Here is a 17,921-nt window from a genome sequence, read left to right on the forward strand (position 1 = left end):
GCTCCCGTGGCGGGTGTGGGCGAAGGCACTGGGGCAGGGGTTCGCGGGGGCGGTCCGGGCCGGTACGGGGCGGGGCGGGTGCGTGGCGGAGCGTGTCGGGTTCGGCCGCGACGTGGCGAAATCGTTCACTTGTCGCCTGCTCATGCTGATCGACCCTCCTCTATCCTGGTTCACCATCGCATCTGTAGATAGGCGGTTCGCCCCAACTCGGCCTTGCCTGGTTTGCTGGACGCGCGCCGCTGGCCCACCCGCCGAGAGCATCAGGAGCCCCCGTCCTATGTCGAACCCGACTGTCGCCACGAAGCTGTTGTCCCTGGTCAAGGGGATCTTCGGGCGCAAGGAGCCCGTGCCCGCCGCCGGTTCCGCCCAGGGGGAGGAGTCCGCGAAGCCGCTGAGCACAGCCCCCGAGAAGGCCGAGGAGTCCTCCACGAAGGCCGAGGCCGTCCAGGCCCCCGAGACCGCGGAGGCCACCGGGACCGCCGAGGCCCCCGCCGCCGAGAAGGCGGAGAGGAGTGAGGCGCCGGAGACGGCGGAGGCGCCCCCGAGCATCGAGGGGGAGGGGAAGGAGACGGCCGGGGAGTCCTCCGCGAAGACCGAGGACACGGCCGGGTCCGGCACCACGGCCGAGGCCGCCGGAGCGGAGGAGGACCCCGCCCCCGCTGAGGAGCCCCGGTCGGAGCCCGCCGCCCCCGCCACGGCCGACCTCCGGGAGGAGGGCGCGGCGATCGCCGAGGAGATCGCCGCCGCCGAGGCCCACACCGAGGTCGCCAGCGACGAGGTCCTGGAGAAGGTCCGCAAGGAGGCCGCGCCCTCGGTGGACGAACTGGCCGTCCCCACCTACGACGACCTCACCCTGCCGTCGGTCCGCGCCCGCCTGCGCAAGCTCACCGTGGCCCAGGTGCGCGACCTGCGCGCCTACGAGGTCGCGCACGCGGGGCGGCCGGAGTTCATCAGGATGTACGACAACCGCATCGCCAAGCTGGAGTCCGCCGAGTGAGCGACCCCCTCTCCCGGGGCCGCCCCGCCCGTCGGTTCGGCGGCCCCGCCGGGGGCGCGGTCAGGCGCCCGTGATCTCCTTCAACGCGGTCACGTGGGCGCGGTAGGCCGCCTTCCCCTCCTGGGTCAGGGAGAGCCACACGCGTTGCCGCCGGTCCCGCGTGGCCCGGCTCTGCCCCAGGTACCCCTTGTCCATCAGGACGCTCACGTGCTTGCTGAGGACCGACGCGCTCACCTTCAGCTGCTCCTGGACAGTGGCGAACTCGACCCGGTCGGCGGCGTCGAGCACGGCGCAGATCCGCAGCCGCTGGGGTGCGTGGATCGTCGGGTTGAAGCCGTCGTCGGTCGTGCTGCTCAACGGTCCCCGTTCCGTCGGTGGTAGGGGCTGGTGCGGCGGTGGTAGGGGCCGAACAGGGCGATCGCGACGCCCAGGCCCGCTGTCATGGCGACCCACGCCCACGGGGTGTCGTAGGCCAGGTACAGCCCGATCCCGCCGAGGATCGGGACCAGGGACCAGATCGCGACGGGTCGCAGCTCCCGGAGGGTCAGCCACCGGAGGACCCCCATCTGGTTCACACCGATCCGCGCCAGCAGGACGAACGCGCCGATGAACGCGGCCAACGAGGCCAGGAGGACGAGGTTCCACAGCCCTTCGCGCGGGATGACGAACAACAGTCCGTAGGGGGCGAAGAGCAGCCCGAGCACCGGGTAGTACCACGCGGGCACCTTCACGGCCCGGGTCGACTCCTGCGCCGACTCCGCCTCGCGGAGCGCGGCCGCGGCCTCTTCGGGGGTGGGGCGGGTGGCGACCGGTTCAGTTTCCATGATGGAAACCTAGTGTTTCACTTTCCATGTCGTCAACTCGGGTTCCGTCGTGCCGTGGGCCGTGTCGTGCCGGGTTGTCGGTGGCCTCCCGTAGGGTCGGTCGGTATGGGGATGGAGAGTTCCGCCGAGGCGCCGCAGCCGGTACGCGTCGTGCTGAGCGCCGTCGGCGGCTGGATCAACCGCCTGGGCCGGATCTGGGTCGAGGGTCAGATCGCCGAACTCAACCGGCGCGGCCGCATGGCGTACATGACCCTGCGCGACCCCGTCGCCAACGTGTCGGTGCGCGTGGTGTGCCAGACCTCGGTCCTGGACGCGCAGAGTCCGCCCCCCGAGGCCGGTGCGCGCGTCGTCATCCACGCCAAGCCCGACTTCTACGAGGTGCGCGGCACCTTCTCGCTGCGTGCGCTGGAGATCCGCCACGTCGGCCTGGGCGAACTCCTCGCCCGGCTCGAACAGCTGCGCCGCACGCTGGCCGCCGAGGGGTTGTTCTCCGCCGACCGCAAGCGCCCGCTGCCGTTCCTGCCCAACACCGTCGGCCTCATCTGCGGCCGTGACTCCGCGGCGGAGCGGGACGTGTTGGAGAACGGGCGCCGCCGCTGGCCCGCCGTGCGCTTCGAGGTCCGGCCGGTCGCGGTCCAGGGCGACCGCGCCGTCCGCGAGGTCGTGGAGGCGCTGAAGGACCTCGACTCGCACCCGGACGTCGACGTCATCGTCATCGCGCGCGGCGGCGGATCCCTGGAGGACCTGCTGCCCTTCTCCGACGAGGCGCTGGTCCGGGCGGTGGCCGCCGCGGGCACGCCCGTGGTGAGCGCGATCGGCCACGAACAGGACGCCCCCCTGCTCGACTACGTGGCCGACCTGCGCGCCTCCACGCCCACCGACGCCGCCAAGCGGACCGTCCCCGACGTGGGTGAGCAGTTGGAGATCATCCGGCAGCTGCGCGACCGCGGCCGCAGGGTGATCCGGGGCGGGGTGGAGCGCGAGCTCGCCTGGTTGGAGGGCATCCGCTCGCGTCCCGCGCTGGCCAGCCCCGTGCGGGAGATCGACCGCCTCACCGAGCAGGTCCTGGAGTTGCGCGACCGCGCCCGCAGGAGCCTGACCGTGTCCCTCGACCGGGCGGGGGAGGGCCTGGCGCACACGCGTGCCCGCCTGCACGCCCTGTCCCCGGCCACCACCCTGGCCCGCGGCTACGCCATCGTGCAGCGCGAGGACGGGTCGGTGGTGCGCTCGGCGGCCGAACCGGACGTGGGGGAGTCCCTGCGCGTGCGCTTCGCCGAGGACAGCCTGACGGCGACCGTGGACGCGGTCCACACCGATCACACCGACCACACCACAGAGGGGGAGTAGCCATGGCGGAGCAGGGCAACGACACGGGCGCGGCGGACACCGGGCCCGAGCTCAGCTACGAGGAGAGCCGGGAGGAGCTGAACAACGTCGTCCGCCGGTTGGAGTCCGGCGGACTCAGCCTCAAGGACTCCCTCGCCCTGTGGGAGCGCGGCGAGGAGCTGGCCCGTGTGTGCGAGCAGTGGTTGGAGGGCGCGCGCGCCAGGCTGGCCGCCGCCATGGACGAGCGTCAGGACGACGCCTCCTCCGAGGACGACGACACCCCCTTCTAGGGGTCCGTGCCCGCCCGCTCCCCGAGGGACACCGCCTAGCGTCGGCCGTTGAGGTCGTCGCTCAGCTCGCGGAGGTTGCCGGGCAGACCTCGGAAGACCCCGATCACCAGGACCAGGGCCGTGCCCAGGAACAGCCAGGGGGCGACCTCGGCCAGCCGCGAGGCCAGGCCCAGCAGGACGACGCGGGCGAAACCCTCGGAGCCCAGCGCGATCAGGCACTCGGCGACGGTCACGGCGGCGAAGTAGGCGATGGGCGGGCTCACCGACAGCGACAGCAGGTCGCCTGGTCGGACCAGGGACGCCGTGACCAGGCACGCGGTGGTGAAGGCCAGGCCCGGGGCCGCCGGGGTGGACGTCCAGTGCGCGACCATGGTCCCGGCGAAGCTGAGCACGCAGATCAGCAGTACGCCACCCCGGCCGGTTAGGCGGGGTGGGCGCCGGGCGGGCGCCTTCGGTGGTGGGTCCGTACGGGTGGACTTCGTGGCGCGAGGGACGTCCCGTCCGCGGCCGCGAGGCCGTACGGAGTGCGGTGCGTGTCCGGGCCTCGGACCGTCCGCCTTCCGCGGGGGCATGACCGTGCGCCTCCCAAGTGTGTTACTCACGGTGTTCAGTGTGTCACTTCACGTGAGACTTCGGTGACTTTTCCTTGGATCGTGTCGTCATTTCGGCTGCTTGCCCCTTCCGCGACGAACACGTCTTCCCACCCGTTGGACACCGGGTTGGGGCGTGATGGTTCCGCCCCGTTCCGGGGTCCGGCTCAGCGCGCGGTACCTCCGGGATTCATTTGGGTCTGACCGTGCTTAGCTTTACCTGCGTGCCGAATTCCATCCACCGCGGTGGTCTCGCGCAACGTTTCGGAGGACATGTCGGGTTCGGCTAGTCCCTGGGCGGTCATCTCGGGCGCGGCCACGGTGCGGGGGCGCTCCTCCACCCCCGAGGGCCGGTCCAGGTCCGTGTCCACCAGCCCGAGGTCGCGGAAGCGGCGGGCGGTCACCAGGACCCGGCTCTCCAGGGAGCCCACCGTCTGGTTGTAGGCGCTCACGGTGCGGTTCAGCGCCCTGCCCAGACCCTCCACGTGCCCGCCCAGGGTGGACAGCCGACCGTGCAGCAGCTTGCCGAGCTCGAAGACCTCCCGGGCGTTCTCGCTCAGGGCCTCCTGCTGCCACGCGTACTGCGCGGTCCGCAGCAGGGAGATGAGCGTCGTGGGGGTGGCGATGTGCACCCGTCGCGCCATCGCGTGCTCCAACAGGCCCGGGTCGCGCTCCAGCGCGGGGGCGAGGAACGCCTCCCCGGGAACGAACAGCACCACGAACTCCGGCGCGGGCGCGAAGGCCGCCCAGTACGACTTCGCCGCCAGTTGGTCGACGTGGGTGCGCAACTGCCTGGCGTGGGCGCGCATCCGCTCCGCCGACGCCTCCTCGTCCTCGGTCTCGACCGCGTCCAGGTAGGCCGCCAACGGCACCTTGGCGTCCACGACGATGTTCTTGCCGCCGGCGAGGCGCACCACCATGTCCGGACGCAGCGCTCCGTCCCGGGTGCTCGCCTGCTCGTCGAAGTCGCAGTGCGCGGCCATCCCGGCCAGCTCGGCGACCCTGCGCAGCTGCAGCTCGCCCCACCGGCCGCGCGCTTCCGGGCGCCGCAGCGCGGTCACCAGGGCCCGCGTCTGGTCCCTCAGGCGTTCGGAGCCCTCGCGTACCAGCTCCACCTGTTTGGCCAGTTCCGCGTGGGCGGCGGCCCGACCCGCGTCCGCCTCCCGCAGTTGGGCCTCCACCCGGTTCAGCGTGGCGGTCAGGGGCTCCACCATGCGCTCGACCGCCCGGCGCCGCTCGTCCAGATCGCCCCCGGCCTCGGCGCTGACCGCCCGCAGGCGGCCCTCGGCGAGTTCGAGGAAGCGCTGGTTGGACTGGTCCAGGGCCTGGGCCGACAGCGCGCGGAAGCGGTCGGCCAGCTGCTCCTCCACGTAGGCGGCGCGTTCCCGGGCCGCGCGGGCGTTCGCGCGTTCCTCGGCGGCACGGCCCCGGGCCAGGGTCCAGCCCACCGCGACGCCGACGGCCAGACCGACCAGGAGCACGAGTACGAGAACGAGGGCGTCCATGACCCTCCATGGTGTCAGTGCGGGGCGGGGTCCGGTGGCGCGCCACGCAGGACATCGGTGAGGAGTCCCACCAGATCCGGCATGTCCACGGAATCCGGATCGTACAGCCACTGGAGTTGGAGGCCGTCCATGGCGGCGGTCAGCAGGGCGGCGGCCTGGTCGGGGGTCGCGCCGCTCGGCAGTCGGTCGCCGTGCTCGGCGCGCAGGGTGTGCGCGAGCCGATCCCGGACGCGGGCGTAGCGGTCGCGGACGTAGGCGGAGGCCGGGTGGTCGCCGGTCAGGCCCTCGGCGGTGAGCAGGGTGTGCAGCCGGACCACCTCGGGGCGCCGCGTGTTGCGCTCGGCGAGTCCGGTGAGCGCGGCGGTCTCGCCGAGTCCGTCCAGTTCGCGGACGTCGACCTCGTCGCGCCGGGCGAGCACGGCGATCAGCAGGGCCTCCTTGCCGGGGAAGTGGTGGAGCAGGCCCTGCTGGCTCAACCCGACCCGGCGTGCCACGGCGGCCAGGGACGCCCCCTGGAAGCCGGACTCGGCGAACTCCGCGAGCGCGGCGTCGAGGATCTGGTCCCGGCGCCTCGTGGCCCGCGGTCGTCCGCGCCCCCTGCGTCCGAGCGCCTCCGGCGGTGGGGTGGGTTCCTGCTCGCTCATCGCAGCAAGGTTACGCGGAGGTGCTTCACACCGGATGCTTATGCGTTTAACCTGAGGTCAGTGTTTTGCCGAATGACCGGTAGGTAAATTCCTTCCGCGTCTCCCGACACACCCCTGGGAGCGACATGACCGCACCGACCGACGCCGACCTGGCACGTGAACGGCGGGTGGACGCCGCCCTGGCCCGCCTCGACCTCGAAGCCAAGGTCCGACTGCTGTCCGGCGACTCCATGTGGGCCATCGCCGCCAACCCCGACATCGGCCTAGGCCGCCTCGTCATGTCCGACGGGCCCGTCGGGGTGCGCGGCGAGCGCTGGACCCCCGACGACCCCTCCATCCAGCTGCCCAGCCCCACCGCCATCGCCGCCACCTGGGACCGCGACCTCGTCCGCACCGCCGGGCACCTGCTGGCCCAGGAGGCCCGCCGCAAGGGCGTGCACGTCCTGCTCGCCCCCGCCGTCAACATGCACCGCTCCCCGCTGGGCGGGCGCCACTTCGAGACCTACTCCGAGGACCCCTACCTCACCGGGGAGATCGGGGCCGCCTACGTCCGGGGCGTCCAGGAGGGCGGGGTCGGCACGACCGTCAAGCACTTCGTCGCCAACGACTCCGAGACCGACCGCTTCACCGTGGACGTCCGCGTCGAGGAGCGCGCCCTGCGCGAGATCTACCTGGCCCCCTTCGAGCGCATCGTCACCCGGGCCCGCCCCTGGGGGGTCATGGCCGCCTACAACAAGGTCAACGGCACCACCATGACCGAGCACCTCGACCTCAACACGGTGCTGCGCGACGAGTGGGGCTTCGACGGGTTCGTCGTCTCGGACTGGACGGCCGCCCGCGACACCGTCCGCGACTGCCTGGCCGGGCTCGACGTCGCCATGCCCGGCCCCAACACGGTCTACGGGCAGCACCTCGTCGACGCCGTCCGCGACGGCCGGGTCCCGGAGAGGGCCGTGGACGCCCTCGCCCGGCGGGTCCTGCTGCTCGCCGCGCGCGTGGGCCTGCTGGAGGGCGCCGACCCCGCGGTGGCCCCCGACGACCGGCCGTCCGGCCTGGACGGCCGCGCCATCGCCCGCGAGATCGCCACCCGGTCCTTCGTGCTGCTGCGCAACGAACGCTCCGCCCTGCCCGTGGACCCGGACCGGACCGGCCGGATCGCGCTCGTCGGGCTGGCCGCCTCCGAAGCCCGGACCAGCGGGGGCGGCAGCGCCAGCGTGTTCGCCGAACGCACGGTCACCCCCCTGGAGGGGCTGCGCGCCGCCCTGCCCGACGGCGTCGAACTCACCTACGCGGTGGGCGCCGACCCGCGCGCCACCCTGCCCGCCGTCGACGCGGCCATGACCGCCACCTTCCTCGCCGCCGACGGCCGGGTGCTGGCCACCGAGTCACTGCCCGACGGCACCGCCCGATGGATCGGCGAACTGCCCGACGGCGTGACCAACGCCGAGCTGGACCGCGTCGAGGTGGGCGGGACCCTCACCCCCAAGGCGACCGGGGAGCACCTGCTCGGCATCTCGGGCGCCGGGCGCTACGTCCTCACCGTCGACGGGGAGGTCCTCTTCGACGGTGAGCTCGACTTCGAGGGCGACGACCCGGCCGCGGCCATGTTCGATCCGCCCACGACCACCGTTCCGGTCGCGCTCACCGAGGGGCGGGACGTCCGCCTGTCCGTGGTCAAGGCCCACCAGGACCTGGGCATGGGCGACTTCGCCTTCATCGGGTTCACCCTCACCCACCGCGGGCCGATGGCCGACGACGACGTCCTCATCGAGGAGGCCGTCGAGGCGGCGCGCGGCGCCGACGTGGCCGTCGTGCTGGTGGCCACGACCGCCGAGGTCGAGTCGGAGGGCTTCGACCGCTCCGACCTGCGACTGCCGGGGCGCCAGGACGAGCTCGTCGCCCGGGTCGCGCAGGTCAACGACCGGACCGTGGTCGTGGTCAACGCCGGTTCCCCCGTGGAGATGCCGTGGCGCGAGGACGTCTCCGCGATCCTGCTCACCTGGTTCGGGGGGCAGGAGCTCGGCGGGGCCCTCGCCGACGTCCTGCTCGGGCGCCGCGACCCCTCCGGGCGCCTGCCCACGACCTGGCCGGTCGCGATGGCGGACGTCCCGGTGCTGGACGTGGCGCCCACGGACGGCGTCCTGGAGTACGGGGAGGGCGTGTTCGTCGGCTACCGGGCCTGGGAGCGCGCCGGGACGGACCCGGCGTTCTGCTTCGGGCACGGGCTGTCCTACACGGAGTGGCGCTACGACGGCGTCGACGTCGACCTGGCCGACCCCGGCGCGGACGGGGACACCCTCGCCACGGTGCGGGTGCGCGTGACCAACGCCGGGGAGCGCGACGGCTACGAGGTCGTCCAGGTCTACCTGGCCCCGCGTGAGCCGGGGGATCGGCCCGCTCGGGTGCTGGCCGGATTCGCGACCGTGCGCGCGGCGGCCGGGGCGACCGTCGAGGCGGTGGTCACCGTGCCGCGCGACGCGATCCGCACGTGGGCGGCCGACGCCGACGAGTGGGAGTACGTCGCCGGCGCCTACGAGCTGCTCGTCGGCCGCTCCTACCGGGACACGCGTCTGTCCGTCCCCGTCGAGCTGCGGTAACCGGTCCCGTTGTCGCCGGGTGCCGACCGGTATCCGGCGACACGGCGGTCTTCCGTTCCCCGGGGTCGCCGCGCGGGCGGAACCGGGGCGCGGACCCGCCCGGCCGCCCCACCCCTCGCGGGCCCGGGCGGTCGCGCTCCGTGCTCTCCCGTCCTAGGTGTCCCGCTCCACCAGGACCGGCGTCCACGGGGACAGGTGGACCTCCGCGCGGTCCCGGACCGCCTCGACGATCCGCCGCGCCGTGTCCGCGGGGTCCTCGGACCCCATGCGCACGCTGGTGAGTCGCGGCCGGAGCATCCGGCACAGCATGACGTCGTCCGCTCCCACCAGCCCGACCTGTTCGGGGACCCGCACGCCCGCGTCCAGCAGCGCGCCCAGCACCAACCCGCTGAACTCGTCGTTGTAGCCGAACACGCCGTCGGGCAGCCCCTCCTCGCCCCACGTCCCGACCAGCTCCGCCGCGCTCTCCGGCGTCCAGTCCATCTCGTGCCGCCGCACGGACGCCCCGGTCCCCGCCTGCTCCACCGCCGAGCGCACCCCCTCCCACCGCTGTTCGCCCATCCGGCGCAGGGCGTCCCCGCGCGGCACGACGACGGCGATGTCGCGGTGGCCCCGCCCGACCAGGTGTTCCCCGGCCAGCGCGCCCAGCCCGCGGTGGTCCATCGTCAGCGTGGACACGCCCATCTCCTTGGCCCGTTCCGGGGGAGTGCCCACCGCGAACACGTGGATGTCGGCCTTGCGCAGCAGCTCCACCCCGGCGGGGGTGAGCCGGTCGTCCCCGGCCACGACGGCGGAGGGCCGCATGGCCGCCCAGGCGCGCGCCGCCTTCACCCCCCGGCTGCGCTCCGCCCCGTACTGCAGGAGCGTGTAGCCCAGCTCGCGCAGGCCGTGTGAGAGGTCGTGCAGGAACCGCGACGCCAGCGGCCCCTGGACCACGTCCATCTGCACGTGCAGGACGAGGTCGCTGGTGCCGGTGCGCAGCGACCGCGCGCTGGCGTGCGGGACGTAGCCCAGCTCGTCGGCGACGGACCGCACCCGTTCGCGCGTCGCCTGCGGGATGCGGGCCCCCGGGGCGTCGTTGAGGACGTACGACACGGTCGCGGTCGACACACCCGCGCGCCTGGCGATGTCGGTGATGGTCGCGGGTCGGGGGCGGATCGAAGTCATGACCCTATCCTGCCTGCCTCTCGAGGCCGGTGCCCAGCGGAGGTCCCGGGCGGTGCAACCGGCGTGTGTGAACTCCTGATGACGTATCCATTGACAAGCTTAAACGCGTAACCTAGCTTAAACGCATAACCGGCGCCTGAACAGGCGTTTCTCCATCACACAGGTTCACGCCAGGGAGACCCACATGTCCGAGCACCCTTCCCCCAGGCCGGACGCTCCGGAAACCGCCCCCCTCCAGCCGTCCCCGCCCCCGACCGGCCACCGCGGACTGGGCCGCCTCATCCCGCTCCTCGGGGCGGGCAACCTCGCCGTCTACGCCTTCTACCTGGGCATCGGCGCGGTCCTGCTCCCCCTCCAGGTCCAGGGGCTCACCCCCGGGGACGAGGCGGCCGCCGTCGCCAACCTCGGCGTGGTCGCCGGGGTCGCCGCCGTCTTCGGCACCGTGTTCAACCCGATCGGCGGAGCCCTCTCCGACCGCACCCGCACGCGCTGGGGCCGCCGCAACCCCTGGCTCCTCGGCGGCGCGCTCGCCGCCTTCGTCCTCGTGTTCGTCCTGGGCTACGCCGACTCCCTGCTGATGATGGTGATCGGCTGGTGCCTGGCCCAGGGCGCCATGAACCTCCACCACGCGGCGCTCACCGCGATCATCCCCGACCGCGTCCCCCACGGACGGCGCGGCACCGCGGCCGCCGCCATGGGCATCGCGATCTCCGTGGCCGGGGTCCTGGGAACCGGACTCGCCGCCCTCTTCACCGCCCGCCTCCCGCTCGGCTACATCGTGCTCGGCGGCATCGTGGTCGCGGCGGCCGTCCTGCTCACCACGACCACCCACGACCCCCGCGGCGACGAACTGCCCGAACGCGGCCCCGCCCGGAGGGCCAACCCCCTGGCCGCGCTGGGCCGCTTCCTGTCCGCCCTGGCCCACCGCGACTTCGCCCTGGTCTTCACCGGCCGCGCCCTGCTCTTCCTCGGCTACTTCCTCATCTTCGGCTTCCAGCTCTACATCCTCGACTACTTCATCGCCCTGCCCGAGGGTCTGGAGCCCGCCGCCGCCGTCACCGTGCTCACCCTGGTGACCGCCGTGGGCACCGTGCTCACCACGGCCGTCGGCGGGCCGCTCTCCGACCGCCTCGACCGTCGCAAGCTCTTCGCCCTGGTCTCCGGCGTCGTCTCCGCACTGGCGATGCTCATCCCGTTCCTCATGCCGACCTGGACCGGGATGCTCGCGTTCGCCGTGGTCAACGGCAGCGCCTTCGGCTGCTTCATGGCCGTGGACACCGCCCTGGCCACCCTCGTCCTGCCCAGTGACGCCGACGCCGCCCGCGACATGGGCGTCCTCAACATCGCCGCCGCCGGACCGCAGATCGTCGCCCCGTTCATCGCCTCGACGATCATCCTCCACCTCGGCGGCTACGGATCGCTGTTCCTGGTCGGCTCCGCGGTCGGCCTCCTCGGCGCGCTCGCCATCGTCTTCGTCCGCGGCGTCCGCTGACCCCGGCCGACCCCGACCGACCCCGGCCGATCCCACCCCGACTACCCCGAGGAGGAACCCTTGAGACTCGCCACCCACGTGACCGGCGACGGTGACCGCACCGCCCTGCTCGTCCACGGCGCCATGTCCGACCACGGCACCTGGCACGCCCTCGAAGCCGACCTGGTCGACCGCGGCTACCAGGTGATCGGCGTCGACCTGCGCGGACACGGGAGGAGCCCGCGCGGAGACTACTCCGTCGCGGCGCTCGGCCAGGACCTCGTCGACACCCTGCCGACCGGCGCGGACCTGGCCGTCGGCCACTCCATGGGCGGTCTGGCCCTCTCCCTGGCCGTGGAACGCCTGCGCCCGGCCCGCGCGGTCTACTCCGACCCCGCCTTCCAGTTCACCGGAGCCTCGGCGGCCGCCCTCGACGCCATGCGCCACATGGTCACCCAGGCCACCGTGGAGAGCGTGCGCGCGATGAACCCGCGCTGGAGCGACGCCGACGTCGAGGCCGAACTCGCCGGTTTCGCCGCCTTCGACCCGGACTTCTTCGACGTCGTCACCGAAGCCTCCGCCCAGGACCGCATGCCGACGACCGCCGTGGTCCCCTCCCTGGTCCAGCTGGCCGACCCGAGCTTCACCGTGGACGAGGACGGCGCCCGCCTGCTGGCCCAGCGCGGATTCACCGTCCGCACGGTCGCGGGCGCCGGACACTGCATCCACCGCGACGACTACCCGGCCTTCCTCGCGTCACTGGAGGGCTGGCTGTGACCTCCGTGGTCCGCCGTGCCGCCGTCGCGGTCCTGGCGCTGCCGCTGCTCGCCGCCTGCTCCGCTCCCGACACCGCCACCGACGCGACGTCCGGTCGGAGCCCGGACGAGGACTTCGCGCCCGCCTCCCTCGACGGCCTGCGGGTGCTCCTGGGCAACGACGACTCCATGCAGGCCGCCGAGGAGGACGGGTCGGACGGCCTGGGCCTGTACGAACTGCGGTCGGCACTGTGCGCGGCCGGGGCGGACGTGGTCGTCTTCGCCCCGTGGGACTACCAGTCCAGTATGAGCAGCGCCATCTCGCACAGCGGCTCGTTCGGACTGGGGACCCCCTCCGGCCTGCCCGCCGAGTACGCGGACGACTGCGCCGACGCCTCCGGCGGGGGAGCCGTCTACGGCGTCTGCGTCGCCGACGGGCCCTGTGAGGAGGACTCACACAGCGCCACACCCGTCGACTCCGTGACCTTCGCGCTCCACCACGGCCTGCGTGAGCTGGTCGGATGGGACGAGGCACCCGACGTCGTGGTCTCCGGAGTCAACTCCGGTCCCAACGTGGCCACGCAGATCCCCAACTCCGGCACGGTCGGGGTCGCCCTCGCGGGGCAGCTCGCCGGTGTGCCGTCCCTCGCCGTGAGCGCCTCCGTCGACGAGGACCTCGTGGTCACCCCCGAGACCTACTCCGCCACGGCCGCGTTCGCCACCGACCTGATCGCGCGCCTGCGCGGGGCCGACCTGCTCACCAGCGAGTACCTGGTCAACGTCAACCACCCGCACTCCGCGGACGGCGAACCCGCCCCCGACGTCCGGTGGACCGAGGCGGGCACCGGAACCGTCCTGCTCCCCGTGTTCACCGGCGCGGACGCCTACGAGCTCGGCGTGGCCGTCTGCGGACCGGACACGCCGGGGTGCCTCCCGGAGACCAAGGAGGACGCCGACAGCACGGCGCTGCTGGTGGAGGGCGCGGTCTCGGTCAGCGCCCTCACCTCCGACCGCACCTACGCCTCCGGGGAGGACCCGGCCGAGGTCGAACGTCTCGCCGCACTGGTGGAGTCCCTCGGTTCCTCCTGACGGCGGCGGCCCCGCCTCCGGGGTGCCTGCGCCGGCCGCCCCGCGCGGCGGTCAGGCGCCCCGGCCGCCCCGCCGCGCCTCGGGGGCGCACGCGTCCAGAGCGCGCCGCCACGCGCCGACCGAGCGCCAGAACCCCTCCGGGACCGGGCCGGGGGTGAACATCCACATCCGTTCCCACGCTGGCGAGGCGCGCCCGGCGATCTCCTCGCGTGCCTCGTAGGGAGGCGGCCCGCTCACCGGGTACCACGTGTAGTCGAGGGGGTCGAGCAGGGCCATGAGCCGCTCCTCCACCCCCCGGTCCGGTCGGACCTTCACCAGCATCCACGACCGGTGCCGCCGCAGCACCTCCAGACCGCCCGCGACCACGTCCGGTTCGGTGCCCGCGGTGTCCACCTTGACCACCGACGGCAGGACCGACGCCCCCTCGCTCCAGTGCGCCAGCGTCGTCACCGCCACCGGGACGTGTGCGAGGTCGGCGCGCGTGGCGTGCACGACCGTGTTGCACATGTCGTCGTGCCGCGCCCGGCGCAGGTGCGCGGTGCCGTTGTGGTTGCTCAGCGCCAGTTCCACGACCGCGAACCCCAGCCCGCCGCTCCCGGCCACCGCACGGGCCGCCGAGGCGATCTCCGGCGTCGGCTCGAAGGCGAACACCGAGCGGTCCGTCCGCGCGGCGGCCAGGATCGCGTACACGCCCACCCCGGCGCCCACGTCGAGTACGGCGCCGGGCGGGGCGTGGTCCAGCATCGCCAGGAAGCAGGCGAGGCTGTCGGGCTCGTGCCGGGAGAGACCGGACGCGGCCAGGCGCCGGGGGACGGTGAGGTCGCCGGGCAGCCGCAGTGTGATGCTGTCGGGACCGGTCGGGCAGGTGTCCGAGTCGAGCCGGGGCAGGACGACGGTCAGGTCGCGGCTCCACGGCGGGACGCGGGCGGGGTCGAGCCCACCCAGCCGTCTGGGGAGGCGCACGCGGATCTGGCGCGTGGCGAAGCGCACCACGGGATAGCGGCGTACGAGCGCTCGTAGCTGGTCGGTGACCACAGTTGACTCCCCCCGGGAACGGGGCCGTGGCGCGGGTTCGGGGAGCGGACCGCCCGGTGTCCCACGAGACACGCGGGCGACGCCGACGCGCTGCGCCCCGTGTGCCTCCTCCGCTCGCAGGACTTCGGCGACTGTGTCGAACCTACTGTGCGTGGCGGCGTCTGCGCACTGTGTTTCGGTGATTGGTCCGGCCGGCCGGCGGCGACGGATCGGCGTACTCGTCGGTCCGCATAGACTCTGACCTTGTGAGTCTGTCTATCGGGATCGTCGGCCTGCCCAACGTCGGCAAGTCCACCCTCTTCAACGCGCTGACCAAGAACGACGCTCTGGCCGCGAACTACCCCTTCGCGACCATCGAGCCCAACGTCGGGGTCGTGGGTGTGCCCGATTCCCGGCTGGCCACCCTGGCCGAGATCTTCGGCTCGGCGAAGGTCCTCCCCGCGACGGTGGACTTCGTCGACATCGCGGGTATCGTCCGCGGCGCCTCGACCGGTGAGGGACTGGGCAACAAGTTCCTCGCCAACATCCGCGAGAGCGACGCCATCTGCCAGGTGATCCGGGCCTTCGACGACCCGGACGTCACGCACGTGGACGGCGACGTCGAGCCCTCACGCGACATCGAGACCATCAACACCGAGCTGATCCTCGCCGACCTCCAGACCCTGGAGAAGGCGATTCCCCGCCTGGAGAAGGACGCCAAGCGCAACGCCAAGGACAAGGCCGCCCAGGAGCTGCTCCAGACGGCGCTGGCCGCCCGCGAGGTCCTCGACGGCGGCACGTCGCTCTACGCGGCCGAGGGACTGGACACGCACCGGCTGCGCGAGCTGAGCCTGCTCACCGTCAAGCCGTTCATCTACGTGTTCAACCTCGACAGCGGTGACCTGGCCAACGAGGCCCTGCGCGCCAAGCTCCAGGAGCTCGTGGCCCCGGCCGAGGCGATCTTCCTCGACGCCAAGATCGAGGCGGAGCTGGCCGAACTGGACGAGGAGGAGGCGCAGGAACTCCTGGAGTCGATGGGGCAGACGGAGTCGGGGCTGGCGCAGCTGGCCCGGGTCGGTTTCGACACCCTCGGTCTCCAGACCTACCTGACCGCCGGGCCCAAGGAGGCCCGTGCGTGGACCGTGCGCAAGGGCGCCACGGCGCCCGAGGCCGCCGGGGTCATCCACACCGACTTCCAGCGCGGCTTCATCAAGGCCGAGGTGGTCTCCTTCGACGACCTGGTCGAGGCGGGCGACATGCAGGCCGCCCGTGCCGCGGGCAAGGTCCGCATGGAGGGCAAGGACTACGTGATGGCCGACGGCGACGTGGTGGAGTTCCGCTTCAACGTCTGACCGTCCCACGGACGTCCGCGAACGCCCGCACCCGTGGCGGGTGCGGGCGTTCGCGTCTCGCGGGGCGCCCGGTGGGCTCAGCCCCGCTCCGGAACGGGGCACCCGTCGGGGCCGCAGGCCGGGGCGTCCTCCGCGGAGCCGGGTGCGGTGAGCGGCGTACGGTCGGCCCACGCCTGGTCGAGGGCCTGGCGGAACGCTTCGACGGGCTGGGCCCCGGAGATCCCGTAGGCGCGGTCGAGCACGAAGAACGGCACCCCGGTGGCTCCGAGCCGGGCGGCCTCGCGCTCGTCGGCGCGCACCTCGTCGGCGTACCGCTCGGGGTCGGCCAGCACGGCGCGTGCGCCGTCCGCGTCGAGCCCCGCCTCGACGGCCAGCTCCACCAGGCGTTCGACGCCCTCGAAGGCGGAGCGCTCCTCGACGAAGTTGGCGCGGTAGAGCACGTCGATCAGCGCGTTCTGGCGCCCCTGCTCCAGGGCGAAGCGCAGCAGCCGGTGCATGTCGAAGCTGTTGCCGACGTCCCGGCCCGCCGTGCGGTACTCCAGGCCCTCGGCGGCGGCGTTGGCGGCGATCCGCTGTTCGGCCTGCTCGGCCTGGGCCTCGGTGATGCCGTACTTCCTCGCGAGCATCGACACGACCGGCTCGGTGGTGCCCCGGGGGTGGTCGGGGTCCAGTTCGAAGGGGCGGTGGACGACCTCGACCTCGTCCCGGTGCTCGAAACCGGCGAGCGCTTCTTCGAAGCGTGCCTTGCCCACGTAGCACCAGGGGCAGTTGATGTCGGTCCAGATCTCGACGCGCATGTGACGGCTTCTCTCTCGGGGCGGCCCGGTTCGGGGCGCGCTCCCAGGAACGGGGTGGCTGCTTCCGAGGGGCGTCAACACGGGTCGGCTTCCCGGCATTCCGGTCACGGCGCCGCCACCGATGTGACGTCGGGCCGGTCGAGCGGCGGCACCGGGCGCGGGGTCGCTGGGGCCGGACCGGCCCGGGGAAGGAGCCCCCGGTTACATCCAGCCAACGGTTCTCCGAACCCGGAGACGACGCCCCGCTTTCTGTTCGGTGACTAATCGCTGTCTTGGACAACCGAAATTGGGTTGACCCGCGCGATCACCATCCGGATTACCTGGCAATTCGCCATATTTGGTGGCTTTTGCGAACTTTGGTCGGTGTGTTGGGTCCCCCTCCGACACCGAAACGCGCGGTCGCCGTGGCCGCTCCCAACCCGCACAATGCCTCACTATAGGGATGGGGTAGACAAGGGCATGGCGGAAGGGCCGTCCGGACCGGGCGGCGCGAACTGAGCGCAGGAGGCGGGGATGGCGAAGGCGTCACGGCTCGGTCAGGCCGGGCGTGACCTGTCCGACGGCACCGAGGCGGGATCCGGCGTCCCACGGCCCCGGCCACCCCGCGCGGGGGCGGGCGGGCGCTGGTGGGTCGGTGTGGGACGCGCGGTGCTGTGGGCGTTCATCGTCGTCGTCCTCGTCAACGGTGTCTGGTTCCCCCTGCGCGGCGGGTTCGCCCTGCCCAGCGCCGCCGAGGAGCCCGAGAGCACCGACACCGTCACCTACCCCGAGACCGCCTCGGCCGCGTTCGCGCTCCGCTTCGCCGAGGTCTACCTCAACACCGAGGATCCCGAGGCGCGCCGCGCCGAACTCGCCGCGTTCGTCCCGGAGGGCGAGGCCACCGCGCTGGACGCCGCGGCCGACAGCCTCACCGGCGAGAACCTCACGGTCGTCGCCGTGGACGTCCTCGACGACAACAACGCCGTCGTGGTCGTCCGCGCCGACGTCAACGGTGAGCCGATGCGCCTGGACGTGCCCGTCTACGCCGACCAGGACGCCCTCGTGGTCTCCGGGCGTCCGGCGCTGCTGGCCGCGCCCAGCCAGGCCACGCTGCCCCCCGGGGCCTCCTTCGAGACCGACCCGGACGCCGCCGAACAGCTCGGCGAGGTGCTGCCCGGCTTCTTCGAGGCCTACGCCGGAGAACCGGAGTTCCTGGAGAGGTTCCTCGAGCGGGGTGCCGCCGTCACCCCGCTTCCGGCGAACACCCTGGAATTCGTCGAACTGTCCGACCTCACGGTGCCGTCCCAGACGTCGACCGGGGATGATGACGTACGACAGGTGGCGGCCACCGTCCGCTGGAACGTCTCGGCCTCCGACGGTGGGGAAGCGGGCCAGTTGGTGCAGGACTACCTGGTCACCGTGGTCAATTCGGGCGACGAGTGGCACGTGCGTGACATCCAGGGCGCCCCGCGTTCGTTCGGCGGCTGACGGGGCCCGTAGGCAAGGAGACGAGAAGAACCATGC

General features: G+C 73.0%; 17 protein-coding genes. 9 read left to right on the forward strand and 8 right to left on the reverse strand.

The features are described from left to right. The first annotated feature begins 277 nt into the window (after positions 1 to 277). The gene (locus DVR05_RS00095; RefSeq protein ID WP_116243716.1) at positions 278 to 997 is read left to right on the forward strand and encodes a hypothetical protein; all 720 of its coding nucleotides are present in this window, start codon (positions 278 to 280) and stop codon (positions 995 to 997) included. A 60-nt stretch (positions 998 to 1,057) separates the two neighbouring features. On the opposite strand, the gene DVR05_RS00100 is transcribed toward DVR05_RS00095, so the two are convergent. Next, positions 1,058 to 1,354: a transcriptional regulator gene (locus DVR05_RS00100; protein WP_116243717.1), complete on the reverse strand. Its 297-nt coding sequence runs from the start codon at positions 1,352 to 1,354 to the stop codon at positions 1,058 to 1,060. After that, a complete protein-coding gene (locus tag DVR05_RS00105) occupies positions 1,351 to 1,821 on the reverse strand; it encodes a hypothetical protein (protein WP_116243718.1) in 471 nt (156 codons plus the stop codon). The genes DVR05_RS00100 and DVR05_RS00105 overlap by 4 nt, the downstream gene beginning before the upstream one ends. A gap of 105 nt (positions 1,822 to 1,926) precedes the next feature. On the opposite strand from DVR05_RS00105, the gene xseA reads away from it, so the two are divergent. Both xseA and DVR05_RS00115 read left to right on the forward strand, forming a co-directional pair. Continuing rightward, complete coding sequence (xseA, locus tag DVR05_RS00110) at positions 1,927 to 3,168, forward strand: exodeoxyribonuclease VII large subunit (protein WP_198658970.1); 1,242 nt, start codon at positions 1,927 to 1,929, stop codon at positions 3,166 to 3,168. 2 nt (positions 3,169 to 3,170) lie between these two features. Next, a complete protein-coding gene (locus DVR05_RS00115; RefSeq protein WP_116243719.1) occupies positions 3,171 to 3,437 on the forward strand; it encodes an exodeoxyribonuclease VII small subunit in 267 nt (88 codons plus the stop codon). A 35-nt stretch (positions 3,438 to 3,472) separates the two neighbouring features. On the opposite strand, the gene DVR05_RS00120 is transcribed toward DVR05_RS00115, so the two are convergent. The 3 genes from DVR05_RS00120 to DVR05_RS00130 form a co-directional block, all read right to left on the reverse strand. Next, the gene (locus DVR05_RS00120; RefSeq protein ID WP_116243720.1) at positions 3,473 to 4,009 is read right to left on the reverse strand and encodes a DUF6542 domain-containing protein; all 537 of its coding nucleotides are present in this window, start codon (positions 4,007 to 4,009) and stop codon (positions 3,473 to 3,475) included. Positions 4,010 to 4,194: 185 nt separating this feature from the next. Continuing rightward, positions 4,195 to 5,532, reverse strand: coding sequence for a DNA recombination protein RmuC (locus DVR05_RS00125; RefSeq protein WP_116243721.1), 1,338 nt, complete (start codon positions 5,530 to 5,532; stop codon positions 4,195 to 4,197). Positions 5,533 to 5,546: 14 nt separating this feature from the next. Further along, the gene (locus tag DVR05_RS00130) at positions 5,547 to 6,176 is read right to left on the reverse strand and encodes a TetR/AcrR family transcriptional regulator (protein WP_198658971.1); all 630 of its coding nucleotides are present in this window, start codon (positions 6,174 to 6,176) and stop codon (positions 5,547 to 5,549) included. 125 nt (positions 6,177 to 6,301) lie between these two features. Here DVR05_RS00130 and DVR05_RS00135 point away from each other — a divergent pair, with 125 nt between their 5' ends. After that, the gene (locus DVR05_RS00135) at positions 6,302 to 8,773 is read left to right on the forward strand and encodes a glycoside hydrolase family 3 protein (RefSeq protein WP_116243722.1); all 2,472 of its coding nucleotides are present in this window, start codon (positions 6,302 to 6,304) and stop codon (positions 8,771 to 8,773) included. A gap of 153 nt (positions 8,774 to 8,926) precedes the next feature. Here the strand turns inward: DVR05_RS00135 and DVR05_RS00140 are convergent, their stop codons facing one another. Next, on the reverse strand, positions 8,927 to 9,940 hold the full coding sequence (locus DVR05_RS00140) for a LacI family DNA-binding transcriptional regulator (RefSeq protein ID WP_116243723.1): 1,014 nt from the start codon (positions 9,938 to 9,940) through the stop codon (positions 8,927 to 8,929). A 184-nt stretch (positions 9,941 to 10,124) separates the two neighbouring features. On the opposite strand from DVR05_RS00140, the gene DVR05_RS00145 reads away from it, so the two are divergent. Genes DVR05_RS00145 through DVR05_RS00155 form a run of 3 tightly spaced genes read left to right on the forward strand, consistent with a single transcriptional unit; the run spans position 10,125 to position 13,255 of the window. Next, the gene (locus DVR05_RS00145) at positions 10,125 to 11,432 is read left to right on the forward strand and encodes an MFS transporter (protein ID WP_116243724.1); all 1,308 of its coding nucleotides are present in this window, start codon (positions 10,125 to 10,127) and stop codon (positions 11,430 to 11,432) included. Positions 11,433 to 11,492: 60 nt separating this feature from the next. After that, complete coding sequence (locus DVR05_RS00150) at positions 11,493 to 12,188, forward strand: alpha/beta fold hydrolase (RefSeq protein ID WP_116243725.1); 696 nt, start codon at positions 11,493 to 11,495, stop codon at positions 12,186 to 12,188. Next, entirely contained in the window at positions 12,185 to 13,255 is a 1,071-nt protein-coding gene (locus DVR05_RS00155; RefSeq protein WP_116243726.1) for a 5'/3'-nucleotidase SurE, read from the forward strand. The genes DVR05_RS00150 and DVR05_RS00155 overlap by 4 nt, the downstream gene beginning before the upstream one ends. A 51-nt stretch (positions 13,256 to 13,306) precedes the next feature. On the opposite strand, the gene DVR05_RS00160 is transcribed toward DVR05_RS00155, so the two are convergent. Further along, a complete protein-coding gene (locus DVR05_RS00160; protein ID WP_116243727.1) occupies positions 13,307 to 14,290 on the reverse strand; it encodes an FkbM family methyltransferase in 984 nt (327 codons plus the stop codon). 245 nt (positions 14,291 to 14,535) lie between these two features. Here DVR05_RS00160 and ychF point away from each other — a divergent pair, with 245 nt between their 5' ends. Next, positions 14,536 to 15,621 (forward strand): redox-regulated ATPase YchF, encoded by a 1,086-nt coding sequence (gene ychF / locus DVR05_RS00165; protein WP_116243728.1) that lies wholly within the window; start codon positions 14,536 to 14,538, stop codon positions 15,619 to 15,621. Positions 15,622 to 15,698: 77 nt separating this feature from the next. Here ychF and DVR05_RS00170 read toward each other — a convergent pair whose 3' ends face one another. Next, entirely contained in the window at positions 15,699 to 16,418 is a 720-nt protein-coding gene (locus tag DVR05_RS00170) for a DsbA family oxidoreductase (protein WP_116243729.1), read from the reverse strand. Between the two features lie 513 nt (positions 16,419 to 16,931). Between DVR05_RS00170 and DVR05_RS00175 the strand changes: the two genes are divergently transcribed. Beyond that, the gene (locus DVR05_RS00175; protein ID WP_116243730.1) at positions 16,932 to 17,885 is read left to right on the forward strand and encodes a conjugal transfer protein; all 954 of its coding nucleotides are present in this window, start codon (positions 16,932 to 16,934) and stop codon (positions 17,883 to 17,885) included. Positions 17,886 to 17,921: the final 36 nt, after the last annotated feature.

Origin of the sequence: Nocardiopsis sp. FIRDI 009, from assembly GCF_003386285.1 — a bacterium.
Classification (GTDB): domain Bacteria; phylum Actinomycetota; class Actinomycetes; order Streptosporangiales; family Streptosporangiaceae; genus Nocardiopsis.